General features: G+C 68.1%; 11 protein-coding genes. 5 read left to right on the top strand and 6 right to left on the bottom strand.

The features are described from left to right. Positions 1–2: 2 nt before the first annotated feature. The 4 genes from LPA44_RS00580 to proS form a co-directional block, all read right to left on the bottom strand. Positions 3–473 carry a GNAT family N-acetyltransferase gene (locus tag LPA44_RS00580; RefSeq protein ID WP_230887661.1) on the bottom strand — a complete coding sequence of 157 codons (471 nt, stop codon included), beginning with the start codon at positions 471–473 and terminating at the stop codon, positions 3–5. Between the two features lie 158 nt (positions 474–631). Continuing rightward, complete coding sequence (locus LPA44_RS00575) at positions 632–1,621, bottom strand: SDR family oxidoreductase (RefSeq protein ID WP_230887660.1); 990 nt, start codon at positions 1,619–1,621, stop codon at positions 632–634. An 87-nt stretch (positions 1,622–1,708) separates the two neighbouring features. After that, positions 1,709–6,163 (bottom strand): glutamate synthase large subunit, encoded by a 4,455-nt coding sequence (gltB, locus tag LPA44_RS00570; RefSeq protein ID WP_230887659.1) that lies wholly within the window; start codon positions 6,161–6,163, stop codon positions 1,709–1,711. A gap of 228 nt (positions 6,164–6,391) precedes the next feature. Next, positions 6,392–7,894: a proline--tRNA ligase gene (gene proS, locus LPA44_RS00565; protein WP_230887658.1), complete on the bottom strand. Its 1,503-nt coding sequence runs from the start codon at positions 7,892–7,894 to the stop codon at positions 6,392–6,394. Between the two features lie 208 nt (positions 7,895–8,102). Between proS and LPA44_RS00560 the strand changes: the two genes are divergently transcribed. Together LPA44_RS00560 and LPA44_RS00555 are read left to right on the top strand one after the other, a co-directional pair. Then, complete coding sequence (locus tag LPA44_RS00560; protein ID WP_230887657.1) at positions 8,103–8,825, top strand: helix-turn-helix domain-containing protein; 723 nt, start codon at positions 8,103–8,105, stop codon at positions 8,823–8,825. A gap of 78 nt (positions 8,826–8,903) precedes the next feature. After that, the gene (locus LPA44_RS00555) at positions 8,904–9,044 is read left to right on the top strand and encodes a hypothetical protein (protein ID WP_197407710.1); all 141 of its coding nucleotides are present in this window, start codon (positions 8,904–8,906) and stop codon (positions 9,042–9,044) included. Between the two features lie 50 nt (positions 9,045–9,094). Here LPA44_RS00555 and LPA44_RS00550 read toward each other — a convergent pair whose 3' ends face one another. Then, positions 9,095–9,583 carry a hypothetical protein gene (locus LPA44_RS00550; protein ID WP_230887656.1) on the bottom strand — a complete coding sequence of 163 codons (489 nt, stop codon included), beginning with the start codon at positions 9,581–9,583 and terminating at the stop codon, positions 9,095–9,097. 253 nt (positions 9,584–9,836) lie between these two features. Between LPA44_RS00550 and LPA44_RS00545 the strand changes: the two genes are divergently transcribed. The 3 genes from LPA44_RS00545 to LPA44_RS00535 all read left to right on the top strand — a co-directional run bounded on the left by LPA44_RS00545 (position 9,837) and on the right by LPA44_RS00535 (position 12,710). Further along, positions 9,837–11,762: a beta-CASP ribonuclease aCPSF1 gene (locus LPA44_RS00545; protein WP_230887655.1), complete on the top strand. Its 1,926-nt coding sequence runs from the start codon at positions 9,837–9,839 to the stop codon at positions 11,760–11,762. A gap of 85 nt (positions 11,763–11,847) precedes the next feature. Then, positions 11,848–12,306: a DUF7332 family protein gene (locus tag LPA44_RS00540; protein WP_230887654.1), complete on the top strand. Its 459-nt coding sequence runs from the start codon at positions 11,848–11,850 to the stop codon at positions 12,304–12,306. A 44-nt stretch (positions 12,307–12,350) separates the two neighbouring features. After that, positions 12,351–12,710: a hypothetical protein gene (locus LPA44_RS00535; RefSeq protein WP_230887653.1), complete on the top strand. Its 360-nt coding sequence runs from the start codon at positions 12,351–12,353 to the stop codon at positions 12,708–12,710. Here the strand turns inward: LPA44_RS00535 and LPA44_RS00530 are convergent. After that, positions 12,707–13,510: an endonuclease III domain-containing protein gene (locus tag LPA44_RS00530; RefSeq protein ID WP_230887652.1), complete on the bottom strand. Its 804-nt coding sequence runs from the start codon at positions 13,508–13,510 to the stop codon at positions 12,707–12,709. The two genes, LPA44_RS00535 and LPA44_RS00530, sit on opposite strands and share 4 nt — an antisense overlap. Positions 13,511–13,534: the final 24 nt, after the last annotated feature.

Here is a 13,534-nt window from a genome sequence, read left to right as displayed (position 1 = left end):
GTCTACTCGTCGTCGATTCGCCCGCGATAGCTCACGTACGTCCGCTCGAAGCGGTCGTCGTACAGCTCGACCGCGGGGTCGTTGGCGACGTGCGCGGAGACGCCGACGTACTCACAGCCCCGGTCGGCCGCCCACGCCTCGATGCGGTCGAGCAGGCGGCTGGCGAGTGCGTCGCGGCGGTACGCCGGTTTCACGTAGAGCCCGTCGACGTTCGTGTACGGCCCGCGAGCGTAGATTGGCGGGCTGTCGTGGCAGCCGCCGGAGACGTAGCCCGCGAGGTCGCCGTCGGTTTCGGCGACGAACAGCACGCGCTCGTCGTCGTCGAGCCAGCGGTCCACACTCGACGCCGCGACGCCCTCCTCGTCGAGTTCGCTGTACGCGGGCGCGACCGCGGCCGTCTCGCGGTAGCCCGGCACGAGCAGTTCGTCTTTGACGGTCTGTGCGTCCTCTGATGTGGCTTCTCGTATTCGCATGGAATTTCGTGGCTGTCGGCAGTCAGAACGCGGTTCGAGCGGCGACAGCCCCCACGAGCGGAGGGTCGTCACGTGACGAGAAGCCGGGTCATCGCGTTACGCTGTGGTTCGGCACGCCACGAAATAAGCGTTCGGCAGGTGTGCGAACTGTTCTCGTCTCAGACCGTGCCGAGCACGTTGAGGAGGCGTGCCTCGTCCTCGCGGTCGGGGCCTTCCTCCTCGCCGGTGCGGTCGTGCTCGCGGTGGGCTTCCACGGTCTCCGCCATCGCCTCCTCGACGGGCGTCGACTCGTAGCCGAGTTCTTCGACTTTCGACGTGTCCAGCAGGTGGGGGTAGTCGCGGTACAGCGGGAAGTCCTCGAGGTCGAGGTCCACGATGTCGACTTCGCGGGGGCTCGTGTACACGCGCTCGACGTCCGTCCCGAGTGCGTCCGCAATCAGGTCGAGCATGCGGTCGAGGCTGACGGCGTTCCGGTCGCCGACGTTGTACGCCTCGCCCGGCTCGCCCTCCTCGGCGACGAGGCGGAGGCCGCGGGCGACGTCCTCGACGTAGACGCGCTGCCAGAGGTTCGTGCCGTCCCCGGGGACGACGACCTCGTCGTGCTCGGCGACACGGTGGACCCAGTACGCGAGGCGCTCGGTGTAGTCGTGGGGGCCGTAGACGACCGGCGGCCGCACGCTCATCGCGTTCACGCCGCGCTCGGCCGCCTGGAAGACGATGCGGTCGCCGGCGGCCTTCCGCGGGCCGTACGTCTCCATCGAGTCGTCGGTCGCCTGCTCGGCGGTGCAGCTCTCTAGTGCGGTTTCGTCCTCGCGCTTCGGGACGTCCTCGTCGGCGTACGCGGCGCCGCTGGAGACGTAGACGTAGGCGTCCACGCCGCCGAAGATGTCGATGGCGTGCTCGACCTCGCGGGGCTTGTACGCCACGCAGTCGAAGACAACGTCGGGTTCGACCTCTCGCTTCGCGGTCAGCAGCGCCTTCCGGTCGGTGCGGTCGCCCTGCACGTGGTGGACGCGGTCGTCCTCGGCGAACGGGTCGTCGTGCTTCCCGCGGTTGAACGTCGTGACGCGGTAGTCGTGGGCGAGCAGTTCCTCCACGAGGTGGCGGCCGATGAAGCGCGTGCCGCCGACCACGAGCGCGGAATCCATACCGGAGGGTTGGCTGGCCGCCACAAAAGCGGTGGCTATTCAGACGCCAGCGGCGCGAGAGATACCGAAGAATTCGGGGCTACGGCGTCAGTCGGCGCTGCCGGCGAGCGAGCCCTCGATGGCGCTAGCGGGCAGCGAGCGGCGCGCGTCCGCTTCGGGCCGCTCGTCGATGGCCTCCTGGTAGGCGTCCGGCATGACGACCGCGAAGTCCGAGACTGCCTCCTCCCAGTTCCCGAGCAGTTCGGCCGCGCGGTCGCTGTCCGTGCGCGCGGCGTGGTTCTCCACGAGGCGGCAAATCGCGGACTCGTCGCGCTCCGAGAGGTCACGGGAGACCGCGACCATCCCGGTGTTGCAGCGGTCCTCGAAGTCGCCGTCGGGGTCGTGGACGTACGCGACGCCGCCGGACATCCCCGCGGCGAAGTTCCGGCCGACGTCGCCGAGCACGACGACGATGCCGCCGGTCATGTACTCGCAGCCGTGGTCGCCGACGCCCTCCACGACGGCGTGCGCGCCGGAGTTCCGGACGGCGAAGCGCTCGCCGGCGACGCCGTTGACGTAGCACTCGCCGTCGGTCGCGCCGTACAGCGCGACGTTCCCGACGAGCGTGTTCTCCGCGGGCTCGAAGCCCGCTTCCGGCGGCGTCTCGACGGCGAGCGTGCCGCCCGAGAGCCCCTTCCCGACGTAGTCGTTGGCGGCCCCGGTCAGCGACATCGTGACGCCGGACGCGAGGAACGCGCCGAACGACTGGCCGGCGTTCCCTTCGAGCGTGACGTTGAGCGTGTCGTCGGCCAGTCCCTCGACGCCGTGTTCGCTGCTGACGGCGTGGGAGACGCGTGCACCGACGGTGCGGTCGCGGGTCGTAATCTCGCGGGTCAGCGAGACGGACTCGTCGCCCGCGATGGCCGCCTGCGCGTCCGCGACGATGCCCTCGTCGAGTTCCATGTCGGGCTGGTCCTGCTCGACGGTGTGCGTGCGGCCGTCGCCCTCGGGCTCGGCGAGCACGCGCGAGAGGTCGATGTGCTTGCCCTTCGGGTGGGTGCTCTCCGGCTGGGAGAGGTGTTCGACGCGGCCGACGGCGTCCTCGACGCTCGTGTAGCCCAGTTCCGCGAGCAGTTCGCGGAGTTCGCGGGCGACGAACGTGAGGTAGTTCGCGACCTTCTCCGGCGTGCCACGGAAGCGCTCGCGGAGTTCGTCGTCCTGCGTCGCGACGCCGGTCGGGCAGTTGTTCGTGTGGCAGATGCGCGCCATCACGCAGCCCGCCGACACCAGCGACGCGGTGCCGAACGCGAACTCCTCGGCGCCCAGCAGCGCGCCGACCGCGACGTCGCGGCCGGTCTTCAGGCCGCCGTCCACGCGCAGCGTCACGCGCGAGCGGAGGCCGGTCTCCACGAGCAGCTGGTTCGCTTCCGCGAGCCCGAGCTCCCACGGGAGGCCGGCGTGCTTGATGCTCGTCTTCGGGGACGCGCCCGTCCCGCCGTCGTGGCCGGAGATGTGGATGCAGTCCGCGCCCGCCTTCGCGCAGCCCGCCGCGACCGTGCCGATGCCCGCCTCGGAGACGAGTTTCACGTGGACGCGGGCGTCCGGGTTGCCCGCGCGGAGGTCGGAGATGAGCTGCTTGAGGTCCTCGATGCTGTAGATGTCGTGCTGGGGCGGCGGGCTGATGAGGCCGACACCCGGCGTCGAACACCGCACGTCCGCAATCATCTCGTTGACCTTCTTCCCGGGGAGGTGGCCGCCCTCGCCGGGCTTGGAGCCCTGCGCCATCTTGATCTGGAGGTCGTCGGCGGCCGAGAGGTACGTGCTCGTGACGCCGAACCGGCCGGAGGCCACCTGCTTGATGGCGCACTCCTTGTCGGTGCCGAAGCGCTCGGGCGGCTCCCCGCCTTCACCCGTGTTCGCCTTCGCGCCGAGTCCGTTGGCGGCCTCGGCGTTGGTCTCGTGGGCCTCCGGACTGAGGCTCCCGAGGCTCATCGCGGCCGTCGAGAACCGCTCGACGATGTCCGCGGCCGACTCGACGTCCTCGACGGGGACGCTCTCGCGCTCGTCGGTGTCGATGTCGAGGAGGCCGCGCAGCGTCTGGAGCTGTTCGGCCTGGTCGTTGACCTGATCGGCGTAGTCCTCGAACGCCTCGTAGTCGCCGTTGTCCACGCCCTCCTGGAGGCTGTGGACTGTCTGGGGGTTCCACTGGTGGAACCGCCCGGAGGTGCGGTTCTCGAATTCGCCGATGCGCTCGACGTCCGGTTCGTCGTCGAAGCCCGCGGCGTGGCGCGCGCGGATGTCGGCTTCGAGCTCGTCGAGGCCGACGCCCTCCGTGCGGTTCGGCGTCCCGGAGAAGAACCGGTCGACGACCGACGAGTCGAGACCGACGACCTCGAAGATTTGGGCGCCTTGGTAGGACTCGACCGTCGAGATGCCCATCTTCGCCATCACCTTCAGCAGGCCGTCTTCGAGGGCCTTCAGGTACGACGACACGGCGTCCGCTGGGTCGGGGCCGTCCGGCCCGGCGACGATGTCGCGGGCGGACTCGATGGCGAGGTAGGGGTTGACCGCGCCCGCGCCGTAGCCGACCGTCGCCGCGAGCTGGTGGACGGTGCGGACGTCGCCGGCTTCGACGACGAGGCCGGCGCGCGCCCGCAGCCCCTCGCGGGTGAGGTGGTGGTGGACGGCACCGGTCGCCAGCAGGCTCGGCACCGGAATCGCGTCCTCGCCGGCCTCGCGCTGGGAGAGGACGAGCAGTTCGACGCCGTCGTCGACCGCGTCGGCGGCCTCGCGCTGGACGCGCTCGACGGCGGCTTCGAGGGACTCCTCGGGACCGAACGAGAGGTCGATAGTCGCCGACGACAGGCCCGCGTTCACGACTTCGTTCAGGTCACTGTCGGCCAGGACGGGGCTGTCGAGGACGACCTGCTCGGCGTGCTCCGGGGACTCGCCGAGGAGGTTGTTCTGCCGGCCGAGTCGCGTCTCCATGCTCGTCACGAGGTCCTCGCGGATGTAGTCGATTGGCGGGTTCGTGACCTGCGCGAACAGCTGGCGGAAGTACGACGCCAGCGGGTGGTTGAACTCCGAGATGCCCGGGAGCGGCGCGTCGTCGCCCATCGAGCCGACGGGGTCCTTGCCGTCCTGGACCATCGGCGCGACCAGTTCGTCGAGTTCGTCGCGCGTGTACCCGAACATCGCCTGCTCGGAGCGCAGGTTCTCGGTCGGGTCGCTGGGCAGCACGTCCTCGCCGGTCTCCGGGCGGAGCTGGTTCTGTTCGACCCACTCGCCGTACTGCTCGTCGGTGAGTTCCTCGAAGACGTCCTCGTCGTCGACGACGCCCTCGCCGGGCTCCGCGAGGAACAACTGGCCGGGGCGGAGGCGGCCGCGCTCCTCGACCTCGCTGACGTCGCCCTCTAAGGCGCCCTGCTCGGACGCCATCACGAGCGTGCCGTCCGAGCGCTTCTCGTAGCGGCACGGCCGCAGGCCGTTCCGGTCGAGGACGCCGCCGATGCGGTCGCCGTCGGTGCCGATGACCAGCGCGGGGCCGTCCCACGGCTCCACGAGGCTGGCGTGGTAGTCGTAGAACTCCTTGCGCGCGTCGCTCATCTCGTCGTCGCCCTGCCACGCCTCGGGGACGAGCATGCGGAGCGCGTGCGGGAGCGAGCGCCCCGTCTGCATCAGCAGTTCGAGCGCGTTGTCGACGCTGGCGGTGTCGGACTGCTCGGGGTCGTCGATGACCGGGAGCACCGTCTCGAGTTCGTCGTCGGTGAATCCCGCGGCGTCAAGGTCCGACTCGCGGGCGCGCATCCAGTTGACGTTCCCGCGGATGGTGTTGAACTCGCCGTTGTGGATGATGTTCCGGTAGGGGTGCGCGAGGTGCCACGCGCCGAGCGTGTTCGTGGAGAAGCGAGCGTGCACGAGCGCGAACCCGGTCTCGACGCGCTCGTCGGTGAGGTCGGGGTAGTAGGCAGCGACCTGGTCGCCCTTCAGGAGGCCCTTGTAGACGACGGTGTCCTCGTCGAGCGAGCAGACGTAGAAGCGCTCGTGGTCGACGGCTGCTTCGACGGCCTGCCGGCCGACGTACAGCGCCTTCTGGAAGTCGTCGGCCTCTTCTGGACGTACTACGGCCTGCGCGACGTAGGGTTCGGAGTCGACCGCAGTCGCGCCGAGGTCGCTGTTGTCCGTGGGGACGTCGCGCCACGCGTCGACGGCGAGGCCGTGCTCGGCGAGCGCGGCTTCGACGGTTTCGACCACGGCGGCGCGTTCGTCGGCGTCCTGCGGGAGAAAGAACGAGCCGACGGCGTAGGTCTCGGGGAGGCCGCCGAAGACGTCGGCGAAGAACTCGTCGGGCGTCTGGATGAGCGCGCCGGCGCCGTCGCCGGTATTCTCCTCGGCACCGGTGGTGCCGCGGTGTTGGAGATTCTCCAGTACGTCGAGTGCGTCAGAGAGAACGCGGTGGGACTGGCCACCGTCGAGGTCGACGACGACCCCGACCCCGCAGTTCGACCGTTCGTCGGTCGGGTCTGCGAGGAGGAGGTTGTTCGTGCTGTCGGACTGGTGCATGTGCCAGTCTGTGGCACGACCGAGTAAAACCCTACTCCTGAATCACTAAGGGTAATATAGATGCGTATAAGGAAAACTAAGGTGCCCGAACGCAGCGTCCGTTCCGCCCGCGAACCGCATCCTCGGTGCCTGTCGGCACCATATTGGGGTTAGTCCCGTGGCTGTGGTTGCTTCTGTCTTCGACCGCATCCACCATTAAATAATCGACCGTGACAAATAGTCGCCGGCTCAGTACGACTTCGCGAAGAACGCCGTCTCCTCGGCGGGCTCCCCACAGACCGCGCAGTCTTTGCCCTCGTGGTCGGGGGTCGGGAGGTGTTCGTCCTCGAACTCCGAGGCGGCGCGCGCGGCGCTGTCCTCGGCCAGCGGCACGAGCACGATTTCGGCGTGAATCTGGTCCTTGATTTCGCCCTCGCAGGCCTCGTCGCCGCACCACGGCGCCTTCACGTAGCCGCCGTGCTGGCCGATGGTGCCCAGAATCTCCTCGCGGCTCTCGGCCTCCCGCACGTTCTCGTCGAGGCGCTCGGCGGCCGCGTCGTAGAGCTTCTCGTAGACGTCCTCGAGGTGGTCGTGGACGGTGGCCGTGATGTCCGCGCGGTCCTCGACGGCGTCCTCGCCGTCGGGCCGGTGGACGACCGTGACTTCCTCGTCCTCGACCTCGTTCGGGCCGATTTCGAACCGCACGGGGACGCCCTTCAACTCCCACTCGTTGAATTTGAAGCCGGGGTTGCGCTCGTCGCGGTCGTCGAGGTGGACGCGCACGCCCTGCGCCTCCAGTTCCGCGGCGATTTCCGAGGAGTACTGGAGCACGTCCTCCTTGGTGTCCTCCTGCCAGATGGGGACGATGACGACCTGCTTGGGCGCGACCGTCGGCGGGAGCACGAGCCCCTGGTCGTCGCTGTGGGACATGACGAGCGCGCCGATGGCGCGCCACGACAGCCCCCACGAGGTCGTGTACGCGGTGCGCTCGGCCTCGTCGACGTCCGAGAACGTGATGTCGAACGCTTCCGCGAACGACTGCCCGAGGTGGTGGCTCGTGCCGCCCTGCACGGACTTCCCGTCGGGCATCAGCGCCTCGACGGTCGTCGTCGTGTCCGCGCCCGGGAACTTGTCGTGGTCGGGCTTCCGCCCGCGCAGCACGGGCATCCCGAGGACGTCCTCGTAGAGCCGCTGGTACTGGTCGAGGCGCAGCGTCGTCTCCGCCCACGCCTCCTCGTCGCTCTCGTGGGCGGTGTGGCCCTCCTGCCAGAGGAACTCCTTCGTGCGGAAGAACGGCTTCGTCTCCGTGGCCTCCCAGCGCACGACGGAGTTCCACTGGTTCAGGCGCAGCGGGAGGTCGCGGTGCGAGCGCACCCACTGAGCCATGTACGGCGCGACGATGGACTCGGAGGTCGGCCGGACGGCGAGGCGCTCTTCGAGCTCCTCGTGGCCGCCCTGCGTGACCCACGCGACCTCGGGGTCGAACCCTTCTACGATGTCCTTCTCCCGTTCGAGGTACGACTCGGGGATGAACATCGGGAAGTAGGCGTTGTCGACGCCGGTCTGCTTGAACCAGCCGTCGAGGTTGTCCTGAATCGCCTCCCAGAGGGCGTACCCGCGGGGTCGGGTGACGATGAACCCGCCCATCGGCGCGTAGTCGGCCAGCTCCGCCTTCTGGACGACTTCCGCGTACCAGTCGCCGGGACTGTGCTCTTTGGACTCGGTGATGCCGAGCTCCTGTTCGTCGCTCATTACCCCAACTGTGGCCTGACTCGCTCTTAAAACCCGTGAAGGTGTGCGGGCGCGCCTCGAACCCCGAGAGGATTGGTAATCGCTAACTCCCGGAGGAGCGATACGACGGAAATACGCACAGTCCTCGTGGCACGCCCAATTCGTCAGAACCACGAGATACTGAGGAGTTAGCAGTAACTAATTAGTGGTCGGGCGCGTACGAGTGGGCGTGCGCGAGTTCGAGTTCACCGTGACGTTCGAACCGGGGAGCGACGCCCTCATGGACTGCTTCATCGAGTACGACAGTCTCACGGCGTGGACCTCGGTCTGTTTCACGACCCGCGAGCGGATGTGGCGCATCGACCACGCCACCGGCACGGAGGAAGCCTTGGATGCTTTCGACGACGTCTTCCTCGACGAATCGCGGTGCAACGAGTGCCTGGACCTCCCGGACTGTGACACGTACCGCGAGTACCACGTCCTCGACGAGTCCACGAATTCTCGGACCGTCTACACGTTCCGCGAGGAGGTACACGGCTGCCACTCGGTTCCCCACTACGTCCACGAGCACGTCGGCGACGGCGTCGTCTTCGAGGCGCGACGGAGCGACAACGAGTACCGGTGGCGCGTGCTCCACCCCGACGAGCAGCCGGTCGGCGGCGTCTACGACGCCATCGAAGCCCAGCTGCGCGACGGGCTCTCGCTGTCGCTGTCCCGGCTCTCCAGCGCCGGGAATTGGAACGCCGAGTCCCGGGTCGCCGCCGAGCTGACGCCCGAGAACCGCGCGGTGCTGGAAGCCGCCGTCGAGCACGGCTACTACTCGCGGCCGCGGGAGGTCACCGTCAGCGACCTCAGCGACGAACTCGGCATCCCGCGGTCGACGGTCCAGTACCGGCTGCGCAGCGCCGAGGACCTCGTCGTCTCCCAATTCGTCGACGACGCGCTGTCGTGAACCGCGAAAATTCGGGGTCGTCCCGCGTCGCTCGTGCTCGGCGAGAGAACTAAGTGGTATGGGAACGTCCCCCACTGTATGGGCGACACGAAACGCGGCCGCGAACGGCAGGGCCAGAAGAAGCGCGAACAGCTCCGCGAGCAGGAAGTCGAGCGCACGCTGACAGCCGCCGACGACCCGCCGGACCCGCAGGAAGACGAAATCGAGTTCGAAGAGTAGCGACCCGCGGCCGTCGACCCTTCTCTGGCGACCGAACCACGTAGCCGCGGCTATCGTCGCGCGACGTCGAACGGGCTCTCGGTCTCCGTCCACGCCCAGCCCGGGAGCCGCGTCTGGACGCCGGCCGCCAGCGCCGCGTCCAGGTCGTCCGCGCCGGCAGCGTCGTCGCCGTCGCCGCTGGTGTGGACGTCCGCGTAGTGGAACGTCGACTCCGCGAGCAGCCGGAGCGGCTGTTCGCCCGCAATCATCGCGGCGAGCTCGCGGCCGAGCAGTTCGTCCACGACGAACCCCGGGTAGTCGTCGGTGACGTCGAGGTCGCGGAGTAGCGCCACGAGCGCCGCCACGTTCACCGCGCGGTCGCCGTCCGCGAACACGTCCTCGACCGCGTCCCGGTACTGCGCGTCGGTCACGGGGGCGACGTCGGTGTCGAAGGCGACGCCGAGTGCGTCCCGGACGTCGTTGATTAGCGGGACGACGACGTCGGCCCGTTCGAGCACCCACTCGCGCTCCCGCGCGACCGCGTCTGCTGTCAGTTCCATGCACACCGTCGTGCGTCAACGACTACCAACTTTGCGAAGGCTTTTATAACCGGAACCGCATACTGCCGAGTAAGCGGGTTCTCCTGTAGTATCCCCGCGGCCCGGCCGTCTTCGGCCGGAACACCGGTCTCCATACTGGAATGACGACAGAGTGTGTCTACTCACCACGTTCTACGGTCCACTCCCCACGCCTACGGCGGGCTGTGAGTGGTCCTAACGGAGACGCGAACACAGGAGGCCTCATTCACTGACTATGAGCACTGTAGACCAGCAACTCGAAGAGTTACAGGACCAGATTACGAACGAGATTCCGCCGGACATCTCGGTGACCGACGTGAAGTACGAGGGCCCCGAGCTCGTCGTCTACACCCGGGACCCCAAGCAGTTCGCCCAGGACGGCGACCTCGTTCGGCGGCTCGCGAGCAAACTCCGCAAGCGCATCACGGTCCGCCCCGACCCCGCGGTGCTCTCCCGCCCGGAGACCGCCCGCGAGAAGATTCTGAACGTCATCCCCGACGACGCCGGCGTCACCGACCTCGACTTCCACGAGGACACCGGCGAGGTCGTCATCGAGGCCGAGAAGCCCGGGATGGTCATCGGCCGCCACGGCTCCACGCTCCGCGAAATCACGGAAGCCGCGGGCTGGACGCCCGAAGTCGTGCGCACGCCGCCCATCGAGTCCTCCACCGTCTCGAACGTCCGGAACTTCCTGAAGTCCGAGCGCGACGACCGTCGCGACATCCTCGAGAAGGTCGGCCGCCAGATTCACCGCGAGGAGATGAGCGACGACGAGTACGTCCGCATCACCACGCTGGGCTGCTGCCGTGAGGTCGGCCGCGCGAGCTTCATCCTCTCGACGCCCGAGACGCGCATCCTCGTCGACTGCGGCGACAAGCCCGGCAGCGAGGACGAAGTCCCCTACCTCCAGGTCCAGGAAGCACTCGGCGCGGGCGCGAATTCTATCGACGCGGTCGTGCTCACGCACGCCCACCTCGACCACTCCGCGTTCATCCCGCTGCTGTTCAAGTACGGCTACGACGGCCCCATCTACACCACGGAGCCGACTCGTGACCTCATGGGCCTGCTGACGCTGGACTACCTCGACGTCGCCGCCAAGGAGGGCCGCACGCCCCCGTACGACTCCGAGATGGTGCGCGAAGCAATTAAGCACTGCATCCCGCTGGAGTACGGCGACGTCACGGACATCGCGCCGGACGTGAAGCTCACGTTCCACAACGCCGGCCACATCCTCGGGAGCGCGGTCTCGCACTTCCACATCGGCGACGGTCTCTACAACGTCGCGTTCTCCGGCGACATCCACTACGAGGACACGCGGCTGTTCAACGGCGCGGTCAACGACTTCCCGCGCGTGGAGACGCTCGTCCTCGAGTCCACGTACGGCGGCCGCAACGACTACCAGACCGACCAGGAGGACTCCGAGGCGAAACTCAAGCGCGTCATCAACGAGACGTACGACCGCGGCGGGAAGGTCCTGATTCCGGCGTTCGCGGTCGGGCGCTCCCAGGAGATGATGCTCGTCCTCGAGGAGGCGATGCGGGAGGGCGACATCCCGGAGATGCCCATCCACCTCGACGGCATGATTTGGGAGGCGACCGCCATCCACACCACCTACCCCGAGTACCTCCGCGACGACCTCCGCGACCGCATCTTCCACGAGGACGAGAACCCGTTCCTCGCGCCCCAATTCAACCACATCGACGGCGGCGAGGAGGAACGCCAGGAGGTCGCCGACGGCGACCAGTGTATCATCCTCTCCACGTCCGGGATGGTCACCGGCGGCCCCATCATGTCCTGGATTCAGCACATCGGTCCGGACCCGGACTCGACGATGACGTTCGTCGGCTACCAGGCCCAGGGAACGCTCGGCCGCCGCATCCAGTCGGGCTGGGACGAGATTCCGATGCCCGACTCCCGCGGCAGCGGCCGCACGGAGCGCCTCCAGCTCGAGATGGACACGGAGACCGTCGACGGCTTCTCCGGGCACGCCGACCGACAGGGCCTCGAAGACTTCGTGCGCACGATGAACCCGCGCCCCGAGAAGGTGCTGTGCGTGCACGGCGACGAGTCCTCCACGCAGGACCTCTCCAGCGCGCTCTACCACGACTACAACATGCGGACGTTCGCGCCGAAGAACCTCGAGACGTTCCGGTTCGTCTAGCCGTCTCGGACTGATTCTAGCCGTCTTTCGCCGTGTAGTTGCAGAAGCCGACAGCACTATACTCCGCGTCGCGGTACTGTGCGGTGTGAGGCACACACGAGGGGTGAGCCTGTTCGTCGTGGCGCTGCTGGTGTCGACGGCGTTCGTCGGCCCCGCTGTCGCCGCGCAAGCCGCGCAGGTCGCGCAGGTCGCGCAGCCCGGCCAGCCGGTCGAAGGCGACGGCGGCTACCGGTTCGACGTCGGCGGTAACGAGACCAACATCACGTTCTGGCTCCACATGGACCTGTTCACGAACCTCGGCGCGGCCGGCGACTTCGGGTTCAGCGCGGTCGGCCACGCGATGGACACGCAGGTCATCGCCATCGACGTGCAGCTGCGCTTCGACGGCGTCGGCGACCTGAGTACCTTCCTCTCGAACCCCTTCTCGCGGTTCTCCGTCGTCGCGGAGTGGGAACTCGACCTGCCGTTCCTCTCGGCGGGGCCGGCTTCGGGCGACGACTTCAGCTACGAGGGCAACGAGACGATAAACGGGAGCAGCCCGTAGCGCGGAGCCGAAGTTTCAAACCTGCGGGATTGTTATGGCAACCCATGCCAGAGGGCGACGAACTCGTCGCGGAGCTCCAGCAGCAGGCCGGAGACGCACTGCGTGTCGTCGCCGAGTACGACAGGGAGGGCTACGACGTACACTACGTTCGCGAGGATGTCGGCGCGCGCCTGGACGAGCGCGCGGACGCCATCCACCGGAACCTCGTGCTCGAGGGCATCAGCCGCGAGCACCTTGAAGACCTCTTCGGCGCGGGCGACCTCCACTGCTCGATGCACCGCTTCGACGAGATGACTGCGTTCCACTTCGCCGAGGAGGAGTACACGGGGCTGTTCGTCAGCGTCGAGTCCGACGTCGACCTGCCGCTGGCGTCGTTCGCGGACACCTGCTGGCGGAGCCTCTAGTCGGCGGCTTCGGCGGGGTCGACGACTTCTTCGGCGAGTTCGTCCACGCCCACCCTGTCGCAGAGGTCGTACAGCGGGCAGGCTTCGGGGCCGTCGAGGCACGCGGGCTTGCGCGCCGAACAGTACTCGCGGCCGAACTGAATCATCGCCGTGTGCCCGAACCCGCACTTCTCACCCGGTACTTTGTCCTCTAGGGCCTCGCGGACGGCCTCGTGGTCGGCGTCCGGGGCGGCGAGCCCGAGCCGGCGCGCAATACGGTGGACGTGCGTGTCTACGGGGAAGACGCCGTCGCGCCCGCCCGCGAACAACAGCACGCAGTCGGCGGTCTTCGGGCCGACGCCCTTCATGTCCAGGAGCGCGTCGCGCACCTCGTCGGGGTCGCCCGTGCGCACGAACTCGTCGAACTCCGTCTCGCCGCCGTACTCCTCGCAAATGCGGCCGGCGATGCGAATCAGCGTCTCCGATTTCTGATTATAGAGTCCGGCCGAAGAGATGGTTTCGGCGAGTTCGTCCTGGTGGGCGTCCGCGAGCGATTCCGCGAGGTCCCCTCTCGAGTTATATTTCTCCATCAGCGCGTCGTGCGCCGGCTGGCTGGCGACGTCGCTGGTGTTCTGACTGAGAATCGTGCGGACGAGACACTCGAAGGCGTCGCGGCCACCGTAGGCCTTCTGCCAGTACATGTCGCCGAGCCGGTCGACGACGGCTTCCGCGCGGCTCGTGTCGTCGCCGGGCTCGAACTCGGTGAAGCGGCCGGCCGCGGCGTCGCCACCCGAGATGTTCTCCGCTGGCTCGTCGTCCATGTTCGGAGGTGTGTCGGCGAGCGC

Origin of the sequence: Halobacterium sp. KA-4 (assembly GCF_021028995.1) — an archaeon.
Taxonomy (GTDB): domain Archaea; phylum Halobacteriota; class Halobacteria; order Halobacteriales; family Halobacteriaceae; genus Halobacterium.
Note: the sequence above shows the minus strand (reverse complement) of the source record. Positions and strands in the feature narration are given on the sequence as shown.